The sequence below is a fragment of the Bacteroidetes bacterium GWF2_43_63 genome (assembly GCA_001769275.1).
Classification (GTDB): domain Bacteria; phylum Bacteroidota; class Bacteroidia; order Bacteroidales; family DTU049; genus GWF2-43-63.
Map to the genome: position 1 here is coordinate 159155 of MEOQ01000050.1, position 21734 is coordinate 180888.

The 21734-nt window shown below is 42.6% G+C and carries 19 protein-coding genes; 3 read left to right on the forward strand and 16 right to left on the reverse strand.

All coding sequences use genetic code 11. The annotated features are described in order from the left end of the window. Window positions 1-92: 92 nt before the first annotated feature. Window positions 93-551, reverse strand: coding sequence for a transposase (locus tag A2W93_14755; GenBank protein ID OFY52599.1), 459 nt, complete (start codon window positions 549-551; stop codon window positions 93-95). Between the two features lie 335 nt (window positions 552-886). Between A2W93_14755 and A2W93_14760 the strand changes: the two genes are divergently transcribed. Beyond that, the gene (locus A2W93_14760) at window positions 887-2062 is read left to right on the forward strand and encodes a hypothetical protein (GenBank protein ID OFY52600.1); all 1176 of its coding nucleotides are present in this window, start codon (window positions 887-889) and stop codon (window positions 2060-2062) included. Window positions 2063-2514: 452 nt separating this feature from the next. Here the strand turns inward: A2W93_14760 and A2W93_14765 are convergent, their stop codons facing one another. The 8 genes from A2W93_14765 to A2W93_14800 all read right to left on the reverse strand — a co-directional run bounded on the left by A2W93_14765 (window position 2515) and on the right by A2W93_14800 (window position 13927). Beyond that, a complete protein-coding gene (locus A2W93_14765) occupies window positions 2515-4323 on the reverse strand; it encodes a YgiQ family radical SAM protein (GenBank protein ID OFY52601.1) in 1809 nt (602 codons plus the stop codon). Continuing rightward, window positions 4313-5047: a hypothetical protein gene (locus A2W93_14770; GenBank protein OFY52602.1), complete on the reverse strand. Its 735-nt coding sequence runs from the start codon at window positions 5045-5047 to the stop codon at window positions 4313-4315. The genes A2W93_14765 and A2W93_14770 overlap by 11 nt, the downstream gene beginning before the upstream one ends. 108 nt (window positions 5048-5155) lie before the next feature. Next, window positions 5156-5989 carry a hypothetical protein gene (locus tag A2W93_14775; protein OFY52603.1) on the reverse strand — a complete coding sequence of 278 codons (834 nt, stop codon included), beginning with the start codon at window positions 5987-5989 and terminating at the stop codon, window positions 5156-5158. A 211-nt stretch (window positions 5990-6200) separates the two neighbouring features. Next, entirely contained in the window at window positions 6201-6758 is a 558-nt protein-coding gene (locus A2W93_14780; GenBank protein OFY52666.1) for a hypothetical protein, read from the reverse strand. A 1999-nt stretch (window positions 6759-8757) separates the two neighbouring features. After that, the gene (locus tag A2W93_14785) at window positions 8758-8973 is read right to left on the reverse strand and encodes a hypothetical protein (protein ID OFY52604.1); all 216 of its coding nucleotides are present in this window, start codon (window positions 8971-8973) and stop codon (window positions 8758-8760) included. A gap of 205 nt (window positions 8974-9178) precedes the next feature. Then, window positions 9179-11008, reverse strand: a complete 1830-nt coding sequence (locus tag A2W93_14790) for a hypothetical protein (GenBank protein OFY52605.1) — start codon at window positions 11006-11008, stop codon at window positions 9179-9181. 126 nt (window positions 11009-11134) lie between these two features. Further along, entirely contained in the window at window positions 11135-13012 is a 1878-nt protein-coding gene (locus A2W93_14795; protein ID OFY52606.1) for a hypothetical protein, read from the reverse strand. 162 nt (window positions 13013-13174) lie between these two features. Next, complete coding sequence (locus tag A2W93_14800) at window positions 13175-13927, reverse strand: hypothetical protein (GenBank protein OFY52607.1); 753 nt, start codon at window positions 13925-13927, stop codon at window positions 13175-13177. A 590-nt stretch (window positions 13928-14517) separates the two neighbouring features. On the opposite strand from A2W93_14800, the gene A2W93_14805 reads away from it, so the two are divergent. Next, complete coding sequence (locus A2W93_14805) at window positions 14518-15069, forward strand: hypothetical protein (GenBank protein OFY52667.1); 552 nt, start codon at window positions 14518-14520, stop codon at window positions 15067-15069. Window positions 15070-15181: 112 nt separating this feature from the next. Here A2W93_14805 and A2W93_14810 read toward each other — a convergent pair whose 3' ends face one another. Beyond that, the gene (locus A2W93_14810; GenBank protein ID OFY52608.1) at window positions 15182-15586 is read right to left on the reverse strand and encodes a hypothetical protein; all 405 of its coding nucleotides are present in this window, start codon (window positions 15584-15586) and stop codon (window positions 15182-15184) included. 2 nt (window positions 15587-15588) lie between these two features. Further along, complete coding sequence (locus A2W93_14815) at window positions 15589-16230, reverse strand: orotate phosphoribosyltransferase (GenBank protein ID OFY52609.1); 642 nt, start codon at window positions 16228-16230, stop codon at window positions 15589-15591. Between A2W93_14815 and A2W93_14820 the strand changes: the two genes are divergently transcribed. Further along, entirely contained in the window at window positions 16229-16849 is a 621-nt protein-coding gene (locus A2W93_14820; GenBank protein OFY52610.1) for a hypothetical protein, read from the forward strand. The genes A2W93_14815 and A2W93_14820 overlap by 2 nt on opposite strands. Before the next feature lie 139 nt (window positions 16850-16988). On the opposite strand, the gene A2W93_14825 is transcribed toward A2W93_14820, so the two are convergent. The 5 genes from A2W93_14825 to A2W93_14845 are packed head-to-tail and all read right to left on the reverse strand — an operon-like array spanning window position 16989 to window position 21668. After that, entirely contained in the window at window positions 16989-18497 is a 1509-nt protein-coding gene (locus A2W93_14825; GenBank protein OFY52611.1) for a hypothetical protein, read from the reverse strand. Next, on the reverse strand, window positions 18488-18964 hold the full coding sequence (locus tag A2W93_14830; GenBank protein ID OFY52612.1) for a pantetheine-phosphate adenylyltransferase: 477 nt from the start codon (window positions 18962-18964) through the stop codon (window positions 18488-18490). The genes A2W93_14825 and A2W93_14830 overlap by 10 nt, the downstream gene beginning before the upstream one ends. Before the next feature lie 41 nt (window positions 18965-19005). Then, on the reverse strand, window positions 19006-19755 hold the full coding sequence (locus A2W93_14835; protein OFY52613.1) for a 23S rRNA (guanosine(2251)-2'-O)-methyltransferase RlmB: 750 nt from the start codon (window positions 19753-19755) through the stop codon (window positions 19006-19008). Then, window positions 19756-21021, reverse strand: coding sequence for a hypothetical protein (locus A2W93_14840; protein OFY52614.1), 1266 nt, complete (start codon window positions 21019-21021; stop codon window positions 19756-19758). A gap of 11 nt (window positions 21022-21032) precedes the next feature. Further along, on the reverse strand, window positions 21033-21668 hold the full coding sequence (locus tag A2W93_14845; protein ID OFY52615.1) for a recombination protein RecR: 636 nt from the start codon (window positions 21666-21668) through the stop codon (window positions 21033-21035). Between the last annotated feature and the right edge of the window lie 66 nt (window positions 21669-21734).

Consider the following 21734-nt stretch of genomic DNA (forward strand, 5'->3'; position numbering starts at 1 on the left):
CGTTAGGGACAAAATATTGGTAGAAACAATAACCAATACAATCCCGTGCCGTTAGGTACGGAAAGGTTTTCCGGGAAAATTATCAGAAATATTCAAACAGATTTGAAAACATATTTGTCATCATAATCAACACAAAATTCTTCCAACAATTCTTTGTATTCCTGAAGAAATGTTTTGACCCGATGATGATGTTCCTGATTCAGAACATATGATGCAACAGATGGAACATCTGTCTGTCGGTACGAAAACGCGCCAAATCCTTCCTGCCACGAAAAATGGCCGGGCACCAAACGATTCTGATTAATCCATTTTGATGAATCACCTTTGATATCCTGCACTAGGTTTGAAAGAGATTGTGTTGGACGAAAACCAATCAGAAGATGAATGTGGTCAGGCATTCCTCCAACAGCAAGCAATTTGTGATTATTATTTTGAACAATGCCAGTAATGTATTTATATAAATCATCGCGCCAACGTGGGCTAATGAAAGACATCCTGTTCTGAACAGAGAAGACAATATGAATATGTAATTGTGTGTAGGTATTTGCCATAGGAATTATTTTTTCAAATATAATTTATTTTGGCCGTTTCGTCCCTACGGGACGGATTTTTTCTTTTGTTTTTCTACCAATATGTCGTCCCTAACGGGACGTAAAGCAATATAGGTTTTATTTATTGGTATTATTTCGCCTCTATGGGACATATAGGATACAGGGTAAATTTATTACCAATATCTCGCATTACGGAACAATTGCATGATTTCCAACATTTATACGTCAATCCAACCTGAGTGCATTGAGAAGCAACCTCTCTGCGTTGGAGATACTGTCCCAAAAAAGTGTGTAAAGTCAGGCTTTCTTAATTTTGAAGTGCAAACTTTTAAAAGATGAAAAACCTAAACTTTACACAGGAGCAAATTAACGAAATTCTGGTGGAAATCAGTGAAAAAAAAGATGGTCTGGACTTGTTGCTAAAACATGCCCTGGAGGCCATGATGCGCGGTGAGCGTGAAGAATACAAGACATTTGCGCAAGATATGAGTAACGGATATCGTCCTAGGAGAACCTATGGTCGGGGCAAAATGCTTGAGCTACGGGTTCCCCGAACGCGCAATGGCTCGTTTTATCCGTTGATACTGGGATTGCTGAGAGATCAGGAGGAGGAAGCCCGCAAAATAGCATTCACGCTGTATGGAGCAGGTATGACAACAGAACAGGTCGGCGAAGTGTTTGGTGATTTATACGGGAAAGAATACAGTACGAGCCAGGTGAGCCGCATGTTTGATTATGCCCGTAAAGATGTGGCAGAATGGCTAAAAAGGCCATTAGAGAGCTATTATCCGATATTGTTCATTGACGCTACGTTTATTTCAACCCGCCGGGAAGATCATGTATCGAAAGAGGCCTATTACACGATATTGGGTGTTAGAGCGGATCGTACACGTGAGGTGCTTGCAATTGTGAATTTTCCAACAGAGAGCGCCTCTGCATGGATTGACATATTTGTCGAGTTGAGAAATCGAGGCGTTGAGTCGACGAATCTGGTTGTGAGCGACAGCCTGGCAGCAATTGAAGACTCCGTATGGCGTGTGTACCCTGAAGCAGAGGTACAACTATGTGTGGTGCATTTGGAACGCAATGTTCAGAAAAGAATAAAACCAGCAGATAAAGCGGCTGTAGGAGAGGACTTCAGAGAGGTATTTCGAACAGATGATAGTTCGGACAAGCCAGAGAAAGGCTGGGCACGCTGGCAATGGTTTACAGAAAAATGGGGAAAGAAATACCCATCGATCAAAAGCATGGGAGAAAACGAGCGCTATAAGCTCCATTTTACCTATCTGGGCTTCGATTACCGAATGCGTCCGATGATCTATACCACCAACTGGATAGAACGCCTAAACAGGGATTATAAACGCACAACCCGAATGCGGGGTGCTTTGCCAAATCCGGAAGCAACAATGCTGCTTCTTGGCCATGTTGCTATGAACAGAAAGGCCTATCTGAGAAAAGTTCCAAAGCTGAATTATGAGACCCGCAAGTTCGCCTGGCAAGAAGAGGGGTAAGGCTTGCTCCGGCTACGCCTCCGCAATCCTTACCCCTCTTCTTAAATCAAGAAAAGAACAAGAAAAGAAAGAAGAAAAAGAAAGAAAAATGGAATATCTTTGTTTAACTGAAAGCAAACATTACACACTTTTTGGGATACTACCGCGTTGGATTGTTATTGGCAATATCTTTCGTGATATTTAAAAGTCCACAATGCAATGCAGAACCTGGAAGAGTTGGATGCTGCGACCTCTCACCAACTATTACATGTTCTCCGCGTTGCTCCGAACGATTGAATGTCGGGGATTGCTCCCGACCTTCAATCGGATGCTGAAAATGCACAAGGCAAAATTAACATTGCATGGAGCACTTAGCTATGTTCCGTACTCGTTCTGATTCCCGCTTTTTTTTGTCTAGCGCGTGTGACATGCAGCAAACTTCGCTCTCGCATAGTTCACTCGCACTGTATCCGCTACCGCCCTTTCAACCTTGATGCCAGCAGTTTGTTTTTTAGAAAACGGGACGCTTTGGCAATATCTGCTGCCGCTTCCTGGCGGTGATAAAGCACCACGGCATTGTTCAGCCGTTTTTCATCTATCGAGGAAGTGATGTTCAATTTCTCACCGGTGTACGGATTGAAGCCGCAATAATGCATAACCGAAGACAACGCCATAGGTGTTGGTGTAAAATCCTGCATTTGCTCAGGTCGGACTCCGGCTTTTTTCAATTCTATGGCCATCTCAAAAGTGTCATCCATCGTGCTGCCCGGATGAGCCGAGATGAGATATGGCACAATCTGCCGGGGTTTTCCGGCTTCGGCATTGATTTTATCGTACTCTGCTTTTAATTTGAGAAAAAGCGCAAAAGATGGTTTTCGCATTAGGGCCAGAATACGCTGCGAACTGTGTTCCGGAGCTACTTTCAGACGTCCGGAAATATGCTTTAAAACCAGTTTTTTGAAATACGCACGGCCACCAGGTAAAAATCCTTTTTCGTTCAGAAACAAATCGTACCTGACGCCGGATGAAACAAACGCAGCCTTGATTCCATCAGTCTTTTCAATTTTGTCGTACAGATCGCAAAGTGGTTGATGCGATGCATTCACGTTGTTGCACAGCGAAGGATAAATGCAGGAAGGACGTTTGCATTTCGCGCATCGCGCAGTATCAATGGGCGCCATGCAGTACATATTGGCTGAAGGACCGCCGATATCGCTGATGTAACCGCTGAAATCGTGCATCTGAGTGATTTGCTTCAGCTCATTCATTATTGATTGTTGGCTGCGGCTCTGAATATAGCGTCCCTGTTGCATCGAGATCGTGCAAAAGCTGCATCCGCCGAAGCATCCGCGATGAATGGTCACACTGTGCCGAATCATTTCATAGGCCGGAATGGGCGGCTTTTTTTTATAGCGCGGGTGGGGAAGTCGAGTGAATGGAAGCGCGTAAATCCGGTCCAGTTCTTCGGTTGACGATGGCGGATATGGAGCGTGAACAATAATGAATTTATTTAAATATGGCTCGGCAAGCCCTTTTGCCATCAGCCGGTTTGAATTCTCTTCTATCTGAACGAAATGTTTTCCGAATTGAGTTTTGCTTTTCAGACATTCTTCGTGCGAAGGCAGCATAATATATTCTGAACCTGGCTTCTCATGCCTAATTACAGCAGTCTGTGGAATAATAGATTTTTTGAAATCAGTTCCGTTTTTCAATTGTTTTGCAATTTCAATAATGGCTTTTTCGCCCATACCATACACCAATATATCCGCGCCGGAATCGGCCAGCACTGATGGTTTCAGCGAATCACTCCAGTAATCGTAATGCGTAAGTCTTCGCAACGAGGCTTCAATTCCGCCAAGAATTACAGGCGTTTCAGGGTATAGCTGTTTAATAATTTTGCTATAAACGGTAGCTGCATAATCGGGCCGAAACCCGCTCCGGTCGCCGGGTGTATAAGCATCGTCGGAGCGCAGGCGTTTGCGTGCGGTGTAATGATTTACCATCGAATCCATGTTGCCACCGCTGATTCCAAAGAACAAGCGTGGTTGGCCAAATTTTTTGAAATCGCGCAAATCGTCACGCCAATTGGGCTGCGCTATCACTGCCACCTTATATCCTTCAGCTTCGAGCACCCGTGCAATGATTGCAATTCCGAATGATGGATGATCAATGTAAGCATCACCGGTAATCAAAACAATGTCAGGCGCATCCCAACCGAGCGCTTTCATCTCGTCGGTTGTGGCTGGAAGCCATTTTTCGATATCAGCATTTTTATTCGCCATCGATAAGTTGCCCTGAACCGTTTCCAAATCGTTGTACATCCAAAGGATTCCCCTGATAATAGATATTTCCGGTACGCCGGATTTCACCACGCAAGCTGTGGTTGCAATTCACATATACATTATTGTTGCTTCCGGTAACGACTGAAACATTGTTGGCGAGCAACCCGGAGCAATCAATTTTTGCACCGCCATAATTATAAATATACAAGAAATCCGAAACTCCTGCGCACTCGTAACCTCCCGCACCTGCGTTTACCTTAAAGTAAGCTTGTTCAACATTGCCGCTGAATTTCGTTTTCCCGCTCCCGGTCCAATATTCCATAAGAATGGTATCACCCTGATGTTGTTTCAGAAACAGGTTATCATAATAATTTTCCGCACCAAAATAACGCAGCGTTGTATAATGTATCGTTACTACCGGCACCTGATCGAGTCGTCGAACCCAATTGCAGGTATTGTTGTCATTGATGCGGAGTTTATTGTTATCAAACACACATTCAATTCCTGCAACAACATTTTCTCCTCCGCTGACTTCAACAATATTCAGGCTATCCTGAATGAAATGCACATGAATTCGTCCATGAGCGGTAACATTATCAACACCGAGAGGAATCGACAATGTATCTGTGACCACTTCGCCCAAGCCTGAAAAACACCCGGCTTTTTCCTTTTGGCAGGAAAAGAGAAGAATCGATAACAGAAAAATGAGTGCAGCGTATTTCACAGAGATCAAAATTACGACAATTTATTAATGGTTGAAAGTATTGTCATCCAAAGCAGGGTAAAAAAAAAGCGCCCGTTCGGGCGCTTTATAAGAAATAGAAAGAATCTCTTAGAGAGAAACTTTTTTGGTCATCATTTTTCCGTTTGACTCAAACTGAACAGTGTAGATACCTGCACTGTAGCCGCTCATGTCGATAACGGTGTTTTCGGTGATCTGCTGAGAAACTACATTCTGACCAACGGTGTTGAATACACTGAGTGTACCAGCAACTTCGGTGTTGATGTTGAGTTTTTTGTCAGCAGCAAAAACAGAAGCATTCAGTCCTTCTTCAGCTATGCCAACAGTCGTCTGGCCGGCGAGAATGGGCTGGTCTGCAACTGAATTGTAAGCGCAATCAAGAAGAACGAGCTTGTTAACTGATACGTTTGCAGGATCAAGAGTTACCTGAACGCGCAGCCATCCGTAATAGAATGAACCACCAACTCCGAATACCATACCCATGTACTGGTCAGCACCACCGTAAAAGTTACCATAAACGCTGGTCATGTAAGATGTTGCAAAAACACCAATGTGGCTGCCATCCATTGGGAGCCAGTTACCAGCTGAATTGATGGGTGCGTTGAGTGCCAAAGCGTCCATGTAGTAGAATGCAGGCTGCCAGGTAGTAACACCAGTGATCATTACCTGATTTCCGGCTGAGTTGTAAATATAGAGGAAATCCCCATTATTAGCAGCTGTACGGTCAGAATAACCGATGAAGTAATCTTCGGTGCCGTCTGAATTCACGTCAAGTGAAAATACTGTGTCAGTAATGTTAAGAGTAACATCGGCAAAGTCGTTATAAACGATCTGTCCGTTTGCGGTACCAATGGTAGCAACACCGGCAACTGCCATTGCAGAATAACCAGCAAGTCTTTTAGCGAGAGTTGAATTTTTTGTCATAGGCTTTTGATTTTAGATTGGGTGCAAATATAACTAATCAAATGTGAATTACACAAGTGTTTAAGAATAATTTAATATATGAGATTTTAAGCACCAATATGCAGGGTGTTAAAATACAGCGCCTTAAAAAAGATATCAGCACGAAAATGTCGATAACTTTTCCGTGCTGATACAGATTTTAGGGGTAATAAATTCCCTCGATGCAGAATTGCTAACCTCGGTTGCGATAAAGTTCGGGATCAACCGTTTCAATCATTTTTTCAGTGTCGAGTTTGTAGCCAAGAAATTCATTCACATCTTCTGCAACGGCTGTAGGATTAGCTATTACATCTTTATAGGAAACATGTTTTAATCTGACGGCAGGAGAACTATTGGCCCATGCTTCAACTTTTTCAAGTTCTTTCTTAAACGAATTTGCAATTACAGAGGGATATACCGAAGGATCTTTGCCCAGCATTATTTGTTGTGATTTGAGAACCTCATCCATATCGCGGTCCATAAAAATCACATCGTATTCGTATTGGTTCGGCAAAAATTGAAGCAGTTGAGCAATAACCTTCACAACCTTGCCCTCGGCCTCAGGCAGCCAAGCTTTGTCTTTCGCCAGATTTTTAACCCGCTGAAATTCGTAATAACCTTTTGGATTATTGCCATCCGCTTGTCTTTCACCGTCGGTGAGTATTTCTAAACCACCTGCATCCAGCATTTGCATCATCATGGAGGTTCCACTCCGCGGTAAACCAGAAACAATGGTAATTCTTCCTTTCATGAGTTCTTCCATAACTTTTTTGTGGGGTTCAGCCTTTTCAGGCGTTTTCAGATAGTTTTCGTAAATATCGAAGAGAAATTTCCGGGCAGGAAAATACCGTGGCATCATGCCTGCAGTGACTTCGAATGCCTCTGCTGCATTTTGAAACAGCTGAAGTTGAAATAATGATTTTCCAAGAATAAAATGCGCCATGGGAATGTGATAGAGAAGTCCAATGGCATTCAGTGCATTATCAGCAGCCTCTTCGTATTTTTTGAAATAGAACAAATTCTGCGCTTTCCCAAGATAGGCCTGGGCATTATTCTGGTCAATTTTCAGTACGACTTCGTAAACGTCAAGCGACTGATGATATTTGCCCAGATTATAATAGACCTTACCAAGTTCAAGATTCAGCAAAAGATTGTATGGATTTCGCTTTTTCAGCTCATCGAGTAAGGCCATCGCTTCCAGTCTTTTTTTCTCAGCAAGCAGCAGTTTGGCTTCAAGAAGACCAATGTTGAGAAATTTCTTGTTATATACATCATCATTGAGCGCCTTCATTTCATCAAAAACAATCCGGACTTTATCGAATTGCTTGAAAGCGACATAGCAATTGGCAAGATCAAGACTGAAGCGAATATCCTGCGGTTCTTTTTTATGCAATTCCTCAAGAATTGGCTGTGCCATTGCATAATTTCTTCGGGCCATATAAATCTGGGCAAGATTCAGCTGCAGGTCGTTTTCTGCTTCCCGCATCGCCTTCATATTATCTTCGCCAGGGTCCTGAATATAGCCAAGATCAATCAACTGTTGCAATGCTTCAGCAGAAGTGTAACTGTCTTCTTTCATGTCTTCGGGATGTTCGCCAAAATCGCCTTCCACATCATCCCAGCTGTCGATGTATTTTATATCAGGCTGTTTTTCGAAGGCGCTGGCCAGTACTTTTCCATCCATATCACTTCCCACCGGAAGTCCCATGGCTACAAGAAGTGTAGGAGTAACATCCAGCAGAGTAGCTCCGTAAATACGTTCATCTTTTTTAATACCGGGGCCGCTCATCACAAAAACACCGAAAGGATTGTGTTCCAGTGCCGGTGCGGCATTGTATTTTGGCATATCACGAAGTCTGAAGTGATCAGAATGAAAGCCATGATCCGAAAGCAGAATGATGGTTGCATCTTCTCCGGCCAGTTCCAGAAGCCGCTCAAGCATCATGTCATGATACTGATAAGCACCTTTTACTACATCCTTGAAAAGTTCAAAAAGATTATCCGGAATTCCTTTGATTTGCGGGGGATAATAGCGCATGAAGCCATGACTGAAGTGGTCGATGCTGTCGTAATACACCGCTGTGAAATCCCATTCAGTATTATCCATCAGATAAGTTGCCGTAGAATGAATGGTAGCAGTGTCTGAAATCATTTTTGATAATGAAATGATGAGCTTGCGCATATTCTCATCGTTTTCAAGATCCATTTTTGCCATCTCAGGAATAAATGGCAGCATGTGCTGGACCGTTAACTCGCTCGGATGAACTCTCAATGGAGAAATTTCTTTAATAATCTCATTGGGATGAACTGCGCCAATCGGAACTTTCCATGATTCACCTTTCTTGTTGTGGGCGCGCTGATACATATTTGAAACCATAACGCCATTGATGGGTTCAACCGGGTGACTGGGCCACCAGCCAATGATGTTCTGTTTATAACCTTCGTGATGAAGAATATTCCAAAAAGCCCTGGTCGTGCGGTTTGAACTGCTTATGTTTTTCAGACAGCCATTTTCGACATCGGGTTCAACAAATCCTAAAATTCCATGTTTGTCACCACGTTTCCCTGTGGCAATCGATGTCCAGAGTATAGGTGACATGGGCGGATCGAGTGTTGCAATATTACCCATCACCCCGTTTTCGACCAGGCGTTGAAGATTGGGCATTTTCCCTGCGTCCATCAATGGATTTATAACTTTCCAGTCTGCTGCATCCCAGCCAATTACCAATACTTTTTTCTTTGCCATCTGATTAATCCTTTTTTTCTTCGGTTTTTCCATCGGTTGCTTCTTTTTCCGCTTGGTCTTTTTTGTTTTTCAGCTGAGCTTCGCGCCTGACTCTTTTCCATTCAGCAATGGTATCATAGCCATAAGCCAAAATCCACATTGAACCTTCAGGGGTGATCTTTAGTTCTTCGCGTTCTCCCTTATCATTGATAAAGGAAAATTTCTTATTCAGTTTATTCATAATGTCAGGTAATTATTCAACAATGGGTGCAAAAATAATCAGAAAATCATTTACAAATCAGGAAATTTGTGATAAATGCGTTTATACTGACCTATTATAACAATAAAATATCACCACTGATGTAACTGATAGCACATCTGTAGCTTAATCTTTCCGGGATAAAAAAATATCAGATTAAAGAATACACGGTTTCAGAAATGACAAATCATTGAACAATCAGCATTTCATCTGATTTAGTTGTTTCAGTGCTGACAGAAATAATATAAGCGCCGGGGCAGAATGACGAAATATCTAAATGAGCAGTTGGATCAACATTATTTTGCAGCACAATGCGGCCTGATAGATCATAGATTGTGACCATGCTGTTTTCTGTCAGATTCATATTTATAATGTCATCGGCGGGATTAGGATAAAATGACGGTTTCTTATAATCACTTTCAGCGATACTTGTCCATGCTGAATTTACTGCAAATGCTGCAATCTGGTCTCCAGCCACTGAAATGGATGTGAATAAGCCATTGCTGGTATCGAAGGTGCCGAAAACACCGCCGGCTGTTTCATCATACAACATTCCATACAGGGTGCCGGTGTTGCTGTCCCACGAAATATCCTGACCGTAACTGAGCGCTAAGCCTGTGCTGCCAATGAGTGTTGATGTTCCGGTAAATCTGTCGATGGAATAAAGCTGATCGTCATTGATGGTTACTCCGTATAGCGCCCCGACTTGCGTTGCTTCTAAAGCAATAAAAACACCGGAACCGCAAACACCAATTTGACTGGCCTGCAGCGTGTTTATGTCGAGTTCATATAGTATTGAAACTGTATCGTTGAACCCAATTATATAAGTCTTGTCATTCAGCTCACAATAGGTTGCAGCCATGGGCGATGACGGCATTCCACTGATGGCACCCACAGTCATCAGTGTCCCGTCGGAATAAACTATATCTACTTTTCCGCTGATCCTGAAAACATAAAGCAAATTATCAATGAATTCGAAGCTCATCGGAAAATCCATTACGTCGAAAAAGGCGATGGAATCAAGGACTCCGGTTGTCAGATCAACAGCATTGAAACTTTTATTATCAATATTCACAGCATAGGCAAAATGGTTGTAAGGCGGAACTGAAGCTGCGAATAAAGTAGCAGAAGTGGTATCATTGGCCGGATTGATGTCGTTGGCCATTATTACGGTTGCTTTCATTTCATAATTACCGGCTGCAGCAACTGTGAAAGGAATATTGAAAACAATTGTTTTATCGGTTGCTGGCTGCAGTGGCTGCGCAATGAAGGTCATGTTTTCGTTATAAACTTCAGTCGCGTTGAAATTGATTTTCAGATTGACTGAATAGGATGAAGCAACAACGGATCCCGTATTTCTGATTGATACTTCAGGGTATATGACATCACCAACAAAAGCCATATGAGGACTGATGCCGGTTGCAGCCAGGTCATCGCCGCCCGGAGAACTGATTTCAACGTTGTCGATGCAAAAGCCCCATGACCAACTGCCAGCATCACTATAATGAAAACGAATCATGGCGTTGGCCGACAAATAGGAAGAAATGTCAATAGCATAATCGTCAACCCAGATTCCATTGGTTTCGGGGAGCGTTTCAATGGTGATAAAAGTGATACCGCCATCAATACTGATCTGCACTTCGGTCACATCCGAAGCGGTATAGCTGAGATAGTCAAATTCGAGAATGGCTCCTGCAAGGGAATTATTAAAAGAGGGAGTTGTGAGATTCACATTGCTCATGTCGCAATTACATGAGTCATCGTTGGCGCATGCATAAGTAGTGTGAGGCGGAATATTCCAGTATGCCGAGCTCAGATCTGTTCCAAACTGCCAGCCGTAGGTGGCCAGCCCGTAATCGTTGGTCCATCCGGAAGGGAGCGCTGCGCCTTCAAAGTCTTCGCTTAGAATTGTAACCTTTGAGCCACCAGTCGGCTGAAAAAAAGAATTGGTTGCAGATAATGCAGCCAGATTTATAAGCAACAAAACAAGAATAAAGCAAGCGTAAAGTTTTTTCATAGCGGACCATTTAATTACAAATAAGTGGCTGAAAAACATACATGAGGGACAAATATATATAAATAAAATGTGTGATGCAAATAAAAAAAAGGCCGCAGTTGCGGCCTTTTAAAAATAAAATGAGTATTACTGAATCTGCAGTTTTTTACTTACTACACCATTATCAGTAACGATGTTGAGAATATAGGTGCCTGCTGACAGGTTTTTCACATTAACTACAGCGTGGCTGTCATTTACTGATTGAGAAGCTACAACCTGACCGTTGATATTTACAACTTCGATAATTGAAATATTGGCATTGGCATCAACCACCACAAATTCCGAAGCGGGATTGGGGAAAACGGACGAGCGAACTGAGTTTTCATTCAGCGATGACTGTAAGTATGGGATTGCAAAACCACATATTTCCATTTCAGAAACACCATCTCCAAATAAATCATTGCCGCTCAGCAGGGCTGTTGTTGTATCGCAAACGCTCAGCATACCACCTGGAGAAGTTGTTCCATCATATAAGGCAAGATAGAATGTGCCGTCAATAGCAAATTCTGCATCCTGAGCATATGCTGCATTTGTGCCTATGTCACCAATCAGGGTTGCAACACCTGTTGCTTTATCAAGTTTAAATAAGGAATCGGTTACAATATCCAATGTATAAAGACTTCCATTTAAAGGATTGCAGGCGAGGTTGATGAATACCGAACCGGCAACACCGCTTTCGCCAAGCAATGTAGCCGTTCCGGTTGTCATATCAACTGAATATAGTCCGGTTGAAGAAACACCATACATGGTTGCAGTGAGCGGGTTGTATGAAATGCCATTAAGACCAGTGCCAAGGGGGCCTATTTCTGTTCTGGCTCCGGTAGCAGTATCAAGTGTTATCAGCGTGTTATCGGTATAAACGATACCATACCATTTATTATTTGCCCATGCGCCACCAGATACAAAATTTGCAGCGTCGGCAGCAAGCTGCAGAACAACAGAAGGAGCATCCAGATCAATGATAACCGGACCTGCAACGAGTGATGCGCTGGTTGTGTAAGCAATATATCCGAAAGCTTTATTTGTCATTGAGGCTATTGTCACAGTTGAATTCATGGTGTCGTTGGATGTTTCACCATCACCAGCAAGTTGTGTATATACTTCAACGGCATAGTTACCGCCAGTTGCATTCCAGCTTGAAAATGATACCTGCTGAGTTGTTGCAGCAGCCAGTGAAGTAACAGTTTGAGTATTGGTATAACCACCCGGATTGATAGTCATTGTTACATCAAAAGTCTGGCTGGAGGTACCAAAGTTTTGAACGGTAGCTTTTGGGATGATGGATCCAACAAGTCCGCTGGACAAATCAATAGAGGCCATACCAACATCATTTGCTGCAGGCTCCATTATAACAACATTATCAAGTCCCATATACATACCCCAGGGTGATCTGTATCTGAAACGAACCTGCATTGCTGCATTTTTTTCAGCTGTTACATTGAGTTCAAGGTGAGCAGGAGCAGACCAGGCACCCGTATCAGCACCGGTCTTCAAATATTTTGTCACCCATGAAGTTCCATTGTAAACCTGAACTATAAAAGAATCAGGATCTGATGAAAAGTTGTTGTAATAGAAGTCAAAACTGAGCAGAACCAAGCTTGCCGCTGAAGTGTTGGCTGCCGGAGAAGTTAGCGTTACATCCATGGTTGTGCCTGAACCGCCAGCATCTGAGTCGGCAAAGGCAAATCCGGTCCCGTCAAGGGTTCCACCTGCATTTGTGCCATCGTCCCACACCCAGGCGTTTGCTGTTGTACCGGTATTGGTAATAGTCCAGGTTGCAGGAATTTCTGTTGTAAATGCTTCGCTCATAAAAATGGCTTTTGCAGATGCAACAGGTGCTTGTTTGGTGATTATTTGTTTTGCTCGTGCAAAATCACTGTAATCGGTTTTCTGGGCATGTAGGTTCTGAGTTAAGGCTGAGAACACTATGATGCCCATTGTTAAAAGAGTGGAAGTTTTTTTCATAGCTTAATTTTTAGTTTTGTGCTTCAAATGTACATATTATTTCGATGATGCAAATTATTAAAAAAAATACTTTTTAAACATTTAACCTTTTATAATACAAATGATTAAACATTGTTGTTAACATTTTTCTTCTGCATTTGCATGAAACCGTACACATATTTTTTAACCAGCCAGGCATTTTAAGGCACTTTCATATCCACTTTCAAAAAGTTTTTCCGCGTTGCTCAAGTTAAAATATCCGTAAGAGGAAATATTTTTAGGTTCAATAATTATATCTGGCTGCAGAATTAAATCTTTAAAATGGCTGTTGATTGAGAGATGAAAAACCCTCTCAGCAATATTTCTGATGCCTGGTTTTATATGTTGATGACTGATCGGATTTACATTCACCGCAACAATGAAATCTGCTTTTTCTCTCAGCGGTTTCAGTGGCAAATTGTCACACACGCCACCATCTACCATCAGATGATTGTTTATTACAACAGGTTTAAAGAAAACCGGTATCGACGAAGATGCCAGTACTTTCCGGGCAAGGTCACCGTTGTTATGATATTCTGCGTGGCCGGAATTAAGGTTTGTCAGACAAATCCAGATAGGAATCGACAAATCTTCGATGTTTTTGGTGCGTAGATTTTCGACCAGAATGCGAAAAAAACCGGTTGTTTTCATCAGCCCGGAACCAATCCAGCCGGGTTTGATGTAGCTGGTCAGTTTGTAGGAGCAAAGTAGTTTCAGAATGTCACTGGGACTGTAGCCATCTGCATAAAAAGCAGCAGTAATGGCTCCAGCACTTGTTCCTGAAATACAATCCGGTCTGTATCCCGATTCCTCCATTGCCTGCAAAACGCCGAGATGGGCAAATCCTCTTGCTGCTCCTCCGCTCAATGCCAGACCAATTGTTTTTCCGTTTTTCATTTTAATAAGATGATCTCTGAAGTGAAAAATCAAAAATAAGCAATTCCTTTTTAATATGTAATTTTACAATCAGTTATTTTCAAATTCCAGAAATGAATTCCATTTTTTCAAAACTGCTTCCGGGGCTGCTTCCGCTCATAGTGTACTTCATCGCAGATGAAATTTTCGGAACAGTCATCGGCATTGCAGTGGCTTTGGGATTTGGAATCATTCAGCTTATTTATATTCGCTTCCGGCAGAAAAAATGGGATCGTTTTATATTGTTCGACACTGCCTTGCTTATTACTCTTGGTGCGGTTTCGCTGCTGTTGGATGATGATAAACTTATTTATTGGAAATTCGTTTTGATGGATCTGTTGCTCATCGGATTTATTCTTTTTTCATTGCTGTCGCAAAAAAATCTGTTTCTGATTATGTCGAAGCGCTATGTGGGCGACATTGAAATGGGCGATAAGCAAATAAAGGCATTCAACACCAATCTTTGGGCATTTCTGGTTATTGCAGTTTTGCATGCAGGATCGACTGCTTTTTCAATTGTGTATTTAGAGAATTCTGCTACGGTCTTCATAGGCGGAACATTGTTGTATATCATGCTGGGCGTATGGATTCTGGCGGTATTTATCAATCAGCGAATCCATCGAAATAAAGTTTCCGAAGAATTTGTTCCGCTTGTAGATGAAGAAGGAAATATACTGGGACGCGCGTCCAGAAGCGAGGTTCACAATGGGTCGTTTAAAATGCATCCAGTGGTGCACCTGCATGTGATTCGAGATGATGGAGCTTTCCTGCTTCAGTTGCGGCCAAAAGACAAACAAATTCAGCCAGGCAAATGGGATACTGCAGTTGGCGGACATGTTTCCTGGGGCGAATCCATCGAAAAGGCACTGCAGCGAGAAACAGCGGAAGAAATTGGATTGAAAAACTTCAAACCGCAATTTGTAAATAAATACGTTTGGCAAAGCGAGGTTGAGAAGGAGCTGGTTTTTGTTTTTGTATATCGCGCAACCATCGATGATAAATTCAGCCACACCACTGAAGTAGCCGATCTGCGCTGGTGGACGAAGCCGGAGTTGAAGCGAAATCTAAAAAAAGGGGTTTTTACGCCGAATTTCGAATATGACTATTCGATGCTGATGAGGTAGATTTTAAACCTTTTCTTTCAACAACTTCGTCAAAGTTTCAAACTTTGACGAAGTTTGAAAAAAGAAAAGGTTATCTGAAACTTTGACGAAGTTTGAAAGTCGAAAGAAAAGGTTATCTGTTATAATGCTTCTCCAGCGCTTCAGCAATCATCTCCAGCAAATTTTTCAGCGGACGGCTGAGCATCATCGAAAACATCGGCGGGATTGAAACGTGAGCGCCAACAGTTGCTTTTGTTTTTGGCAACTGATCATCCAGTTTTACAAACAATGTAATTTCGCCCGACACCGGCAGATTCATGTCGGGTTCTATTTCGATCAGTTCCTGGCTCTTTGATTTATAGCGAAGTTTCACCTGACCAGCTCCTTCGGCTTTAAACGAGCACCAGTCAGCAGTAGCTTCCCAGTTTTTCACCTGCGATGGAATGAGTTGATCGAAATTCCTGAAGTCGCTCAGGAATGAATAAACAGTTGCTCTGTCTGCATTGAGCAGAACATTTTTGCTTTCGTATTCGGCCATGATTATTTTCCCCAGGTTTCAGGTTGTTCGCGCCACTGATTAAGCAATTCGAGTTGTTCGCGAACGATAGAGCCTTGTTCCAGTGCGGTTTCTATAAGGTTTGGATAATCACTTAATGTGATCAGTGTGCAATTTGCTCCGATGAAACTTTTTTCAGCATGAGGAAATGCGTAACTGAAAATTGCAGCCATCCCCAACACTATTCCTTTTGATGCACGAATGGCTTCAACAGCTTTAAGGCTCGAGCCACCGGTCGAAACGAGATCTTCGATCACCACCACTTTCTGTCCGGGATTCAGCACACCTTCGATCTGATTCTGAAGACCATGATCCTTGGAAGATGAACGCACATAAATAAATGGAAGATTCAGTTCCTGGGCGATAAGCATACCCATGGGAATCCCAGCAGTGGCAACACCCGCAATCACTTCGGTGCCGGCAAATTTATCGCTGACGACTTTCACGAAATATTTCAGAATATTTGTCCTGATTTCAGGATAGGATAATGTTTTGCGGTTGTCACAATAAATTGGTGACTTCCATCCGCTTGCCCATGTGAACGGATTTGCGGGATTCAATTTAATTGCGTTTATTTGCAGAAGCAAACGTGCAGTCTCTCTGGCTGTTTCCTGTGTGTAAATCATGACACAAATGTATAAAGTTTTTCTCAGGGACAAAGTTATTAATTTCGTTGAAACCGGTAGTAATTCGACCAGTTCCGATGTGATTTTTAATGAACCGTCGTTCCGTGAAATTCAAACATTGCTGAAAGAAATTGACAGCGACGATAAACACATTGATTTTAATTTTGTATCAGCTGATCCGGAGAAACTTTTCATTCTTTTCTATACGCGAATGCGCATAATGGCTGCCGCCGGAGGAGTGGTTATCAACGAAAACAATGAAGCGCTGTTTATTTTTCGCCGCGGACGCTGGGATTTACCCAAGGGCAAAATCGATAACGAGGAAACTGAAGAAGAAGCCGCACTTCGGGAAGTAACCGAAGAAACCGGGCTTCAGAAAATATCCCTGGGTCAGAGACTATCTTCAACTTACCATGTTTATACCATCGGAAGTGAATGGATTCTGAAAGAAACTCATTGGTTTATAATGAAAGCGAGCATTGATGAAAAATTGGTGCCGCAGGCCGAAGAAGGAATCACTGAAATAAAGTGGGTCGCAAAAAGCGCACTACTGAAAATGAATGCTCTTGTCTATCGCTCATTGCGCGATGTGGTGAAGGAAGTTGAAATAATAATTTAGGCGCAACGCGCAGTGCTCAGCGCATAACCTTGAATGAATCATGAACAGTGAACAAGGAATTTCGATGGAAGAAGTAAGCGTGCCGTAAAAAATTCTTCATTATTCTTACTTCCTTGTTCCTTAATCAGAGTTCATAATCTCACTGTCCCACATCCGGCATGTTGCTGACAACCTTTGTCCCTGCGTGTTTTTGAAACAATTCAATCAAGCCGCGACTTGGAACAGGAGTGCAATAATCAATAAGCTTTCCGGACTTGTCGATAAACATACCATGCGGATAAGCCGATAATCCAAGGTTTTCGGCCATAACCCAGTCGCCTCCGAAATGATAGATTGGGAAACTGAATTTATTATCTTCGAGAAAATAAAACAACTTCAACGGTTCACGATCCATGCTGACAGCTACAAATCGTATGCTGTCGTTCCATTTTTTGCACAGCTGATCGGCTACCAGAAGTTCCGACAAACAAGATTTACTCCAGGTAGTAAAAAACAGAATAAATGTATATTTTTTATTCAGCGAATCGTTGTTGAACACATTTCCTTCGAGCGAGCTGAAATTCATTGCCGGCGCTGTGTTTCCAGCATTAAAACGGGTAAGCGAAAAACTCAGATTTCGTGCAATGCGTGCCTGAATATCAAACTTTGTTTTTTTTGCATATAGGTCGAGCACTTTTAGCAGACTGTCCTGTCGGATGGTTTTCAGCGAGTACCAGTCACGCATATTGAGAAGCAGAACCGCTTCGCGAAGTTGTTCATTGCGCAGCAGCGAATCTTTACCCAAAGAATCAAGCAATCCGCCGAGATTTGGTTTCAGGTTGATGTTGAGTACAATGTCATACGGCTGAATTTTCCTCGAAGTGCCAAAAACAAAATCAGAAAAGTAGCTGCTGAAAAACTCCATGTATGCAACATTGTCATACAGAATTGGCTTTTTATAAATATAATTGTCGAAGAGATATTTTCTGCTTTTCGACTGCATGTTCAGCTGCATTGTTGCCAATGAATAGTCGCAGTAATTGCGAAAAAAATCGTTGTTTACATATTTATATCGGGCTGAAACTGCCTGAACAAAACTATCGACCTTGTTTTTAGGAGGCCGTGTAAAAGCGTAAGATGAGGTGTTTCCATCAATTCCCGAAGTTTCAATAATAAACGAAGAATAGTCGTTATTAAATTTTGAAACCAGTTGGTTGATATCGGTCGAATCAGTATTGCGGATAGAGTACTGGAGTTTAATGGTAGATAGCAATGGAATGTGAATGCGATTTGGATCTTTGTAATCGAACGGAGCAAATTCAATCTCATAGGTTTTTCCGGATGGAAGATAAATTTCGCTGCTCGTGAAATCCATAATGCGAAAAAAACCGGTTATCACCTGCTTCTCATATACATTGAAAGTGAACTGAAAATGTCCGGTGCTGTCGATGACGGTGCTGGCAAGAATAGACTCACGATTGCTGATATAATCGTCGGTTGTGTATAGGCGGATGCGGAGTTTTTCGGCGCCCGGCGCGTAACCTTTGATGATGGTTTTTGCTGCAAACAGATTAGCTGCGATCAGCAATGATATTACAAATACAGCGATTCTGGGATTCATGGGCTTACCTTTCGGAAAATAACGCAGCAATCGGGCGCTTATTGCCATTCCATAATTTGTTTAGCCACAACCACCGGAACAAATTGCTGAATATTGCCGCCATTGCGATGAATATCGCGAACGATGGATGAATTGACAGGGGTGTGTTCTGGACGCGAAAGCAGGAAAATATTTTCAATATCTGAATTCAGCATTTTGTTTACCTGACCGACACTCCGTTCGAATTCAAAATCAGCGGCAGTGCGCAATCCGCGTAAAATATATTTCGCATCCTGACTGATACAATAATCAACCGTGAGGCCGTGATACGAATCAACACGGACATTTTTCAAATCAGCCAGGACTGTACGCAACCATTCAATTCTTTTTTCCAAAGGAAAATAGTTTTTCTTATCGGCGTTGACCCCAACGGCAACGATCAGTTCATCAAAAAGCAATGCTGCCCGCCTGATGATGCACTCGTGGCCCACGGTTACAGGGTCGAACGATCCGGGAAATACGGCGATTTTTTTCATGGCGGACGAATTTAATAATCAAATTTAAACAATTTATTGAATCAACTTCCGAGTCCGCGTTGACGCACAGCTTCGAAAATAATAATTCCCGCACTGACTGAAACATTGAGCGAAGCCACCTGTCCCGCCATGGGTATGCGAATCCATTCATCGGCAATTTTGAGTATCGGCACTGAAATCCCGTCTTCTTCGCTGCCAAGAATTATACCTGCAGGTACATTGAAATCCGCTTCGCTGTACAGTTTTACGGCTTTTTCGCTCGCTGCAAATAAACGGATTCCGCTTTGCTGCAGATATTTCAGCGCACCGTTCATATTCTTTGTTTTCACAACAGGAACATTCAACAATGCTCCGGCAGAAGAACGCACAGCATCTGCAGTTACCGAAACACTTTTGGTTTCAGGAATAATAATCCCGGTAACTCCGGCTGCATCGCAGCTGCGGGCCATAGCGCCGAAATTGCGCACATCGGTAATATTATCCAGAATCAGAAACAAAGGCGTGAGTCCTTTTTCAAAAGAATCCATCACCAGATCTTCAACCGTGTAATAATGTACCGGCGCAATAAATGCCACAACGCCCTGATGATTGCCGCGGGTGATCCGCATAATTTTTTCAACCGGCACCCTTTTAATCTGAAGCTTTTTGTTGCGGGCCTCTTCAAGAATCTCAACGATTCCGGGTTTGCGATCAGAGCCGGTCACAATCAGAATGTGTTCGATGGGTGTTTCCTTCTCAAGCGCTTCGAGAACAGGGTGAATGCCGAAAATAAAATCTTTGTCTTTCATAATTTATTGTCTCCAAATATCAACTGCACGGAACCAGTTATCTTTGTAAACTGGCGCCCTCTGCAGGCTGTAGTCATTGTCACTGAATTTGTTTTTCAATTTTTCAAACGTGAAAGTGATGGAAAAAAAATTATTTTCCTCACCATAAATCCACGATTCACTGTCATCGGTGCGATAAACAATATTGGGTGCGCCAAACACAATATAAATCATGCCGCGGTCGGTTTGCCACCCTTCGGTATGCGAGGTGAATAGCCGGTTTGAATTCATCACCCGCGAATAATATTTTCTGATCAGGTTGCGCGTACGTTCTTCATGGCCACCAATCTTCAGCCAGAAAGCCTCAATCCCGGCGACTTTATTGTCCGATTCAGCAATTTTTTTAAACTCCTTTTGAGTTGAAATGTATCGGATAGGATTCATCATCGCTTCGTGAGAGTTGACATCCGGAAAACCGCTTTCGGTGCAGAGTAGCGTGAATCCTTTATTCATGGCCGGGTCTGCTGTGATAAAATAAATACCTCTACTGAAAGTATTAATGCGGAATTCGTTGCTGCCACCCAGAAATTCAATTTCTACCAGCGAGTCAGATTCAAATTGTTGAGGAATTATATTTTCAAATGCATAAGGCGGAGAAGGAATCGGAAATGAATCTTCAAAGAAATAGCATTTTAGCTTTTCGGGCGATGCACCATGGTAGGAGAGTGAAACTGTGGTGCCATTGGTGCTTGTAAACGCAGATGGAATGCTTAGTATATCTTCGGAAGGCTCAAACCATTGCGAGCTCAGTTTTCCGGATTTATCCACCGGCAACATGATTGTTTGACGAGTATCCTTATTGTTGTCGCGCACCGAAATATAAGCAATACAATTTCGGCCGGTTTTGACATTCAATGAGATTTCACTGGAAATACTTTTCGCAACAGTACTATCCTTTTCAAAACTGATGTTTGTTCCGGTGCTGTCGGTCCAGCGTACATCGTTGTATGAATCAAACAAAACGACACGAATAGTTGCATTTGCAATAAAGGGATCCATAGCTTTTTCACGAACATACAGAAATCCGTTGGGATCCAGATTGATTTTAAGTTTTGACGTGCTGTCGTTCAAATGAATAATATAAGCAGACTTACATAAGGGTTCAAAATCATCCTGGTAAGAAGGCGCAATATTTTCGCTTGACATTTTTATATAGGAAACGCAGCTGATCAGCATTGCAGAGAATGCAAGCAGGAATGTGAAAAGCAAATATTGGCCGCGGATTTTCATTAAAACGGTTTTCAGCTTTTTTCGGAAACCAGCAATTGCTGATAAGGAACGCGAGCCTGAATGGAGCGTCCGAGTGTTACTTCGTCAATATATTCGAGTTCATCGCCGATGGAAATACCTCTGGAAATGGTGCTGAAAGAAATGTTGAGATGTTTCAGTTGTCGAAAAATATAGAAAGCAGTGGTATCGCCTTCAACCGTAGCCGATAAGGCCAGAATGATTTCGTTGATCGGATTTTCTTCAACCCGTTGCTGCAGAGAATCAAGAAATATATCCTGGGGCCGTATTCCGTCGATGGGCGAGATGAGGCCGCCGAGCACGTGATAAACGCCATTGAATTGCGAGGTCCGTTCTACCGCCATCACATCGCGGATGTCTTCGACCACGCAGATAACCGATCTGTCGCGCGATGGATTGGCACAGACCGGACATGTTTCAGAGTCGCTGATATTGTGGCAAACCGAGCAATAAGTAATTTTTTCGCGCAATTCAATCAGACTATTGCCCAATGCCGTTGATAATGATTTGTCCTGACGAAGCAGATGCAAAGCCAGACGCAGAGCAGTCTTACGCCCAACACCCGGAAGCTTGGACAATTCTGATACAGCATTTTCAAGATACTTCGATGGCAACTGCTCGAAAAACATGCGCTATTTTTTTGTAAAAGTACAAAAAAGTGGTGATCCGCACAAGTGCTGGTTTGTAAGTTTCCA

What these genes read in the sequence shown, in the direction of transcription:
- A2W93_14815 (OFY52609.1), bottom strand. Translation starts at nt 16,230, where the DNA reads ATGATTTACACACAGGAAACAGCCAGAGAGACTGCACGTTTGCTTCTG.
- A2W93_14800 (OFY52607.1), bottom strand. Translation starts at nt 13,927, where the DNA reads ATGAAAAACGGAAAAACAATTGGTCTGGCATTGAGCGGAGGAGCAGCA.
- A2W93_14825 (OFY52611.1), bottom strand. Translation starts at nt 18,497, where the DNA reads ATGGCAATAAGCGCCCGATTGCTGCGTTATTTTCCGAAAGGTAAGCCC.
- A2W93_14780 (OFY52666.1), bottom strand. Translation starts at nt 6,758, where the DNA reads ATGAAAGGAAGAATTACCATTGTTTCTGGTTTACCGCGGAGTGGAACC.
- A2W93_14795 (OFY52606.1), bottom strand. Translation starts at nt 13,012, where the DNA reads ATGAAAAAAACTTCCACTCTTTTAACAATGGGCATCATAGTGTTCTCA.
- A2W93_14805 (OFY52667.1), top strand. Translation starts at nt 14,518, where the DNA reads ATGCTGGGCGTATGGATTCTGGCGGTATTTATCAATCAGCGAATCCAT.
- A2W93_14830 (OFY52612.1), bottom strand. Translation starts at nt 18,964, where the DNA reads ATGAAAAAAATCGCCGTATTTCCCGGATCGTTCGACCCTGTAACCGTG.
- A2W93_14775 (OFY52603.1), bottom strand. Translation starts at nt 5,989, where the DNA reads ATGACAAAAAATTCAACTCTCGCTAAAAGACTTGCTGGTTATTCTGCA.
- A2W93_14765 (OFY52601.1), bottom strand. Translation starts at nt 4,323, where the DNA reads ATGGCGAATAAAAATGCTGATATCGAAAAATGGCTTCCAGCCACAACC.
- A2W93_14845 (OFY52615.1), bottom strand. Translation starts at nt 21,668, where the DNA reads ATGTTTTTCGAGCAGTTGCCATCGAAGTATCTTGAAAATGCTGTATCA.
- A2W93_14785 (OFY52604.1), bottom strand. Translation starts at nt 8,973, where the DNA reads ATGAATAAACTGAATAAGAAATTTTCCTTTATCAATGATAAGGGAGAA.
- A2W93_14810 (OFY52608.1), bottom strand. Translation starts at nt 15,586, where the DNA reads ATGGCCGAATACGAAAGCAAAAATGTTCTGCTCAATGCAGACAGAGCA.
- A2W93_14790 (OFY52605.1), bottom strand. Translation starts at nt 11,008, where the DNA reads ATGAAAAAACTTTACGCTTGCTTTATTCTTGTTTTGTTGCTTATAAAT.
- A2W93_14760 (OFY52600.1), top strand. Translation starts at nt 887, where the DNA reads ATGAAAAACCTAAACTTTACACAGGAGCAAATTAACGAAATTCTGGTG.
- A2W93_14755 (OFY52599.1), bottom strand. Translation starts at nt 551, where the DNA reads ATGGCAAATACCTACACACAATTACATATTCATATTGTCTTCTCTGTT.
- A2W93_14840 (OFY52614.1), bottom strand. Translation starts at nt 21,021, where the DNA reads ATGAAAATCCGCGGCCAATATTTGCTTTTCACATTCCTGCTTGCATTC.
- A2W93_14820 (OFY52610.1), top strand. Translation starts at nt 16,229, where the DNA reads ATGACACAAATGTATAAAGTTTTTCTCAGGGACAAAGTTATTAATTTC.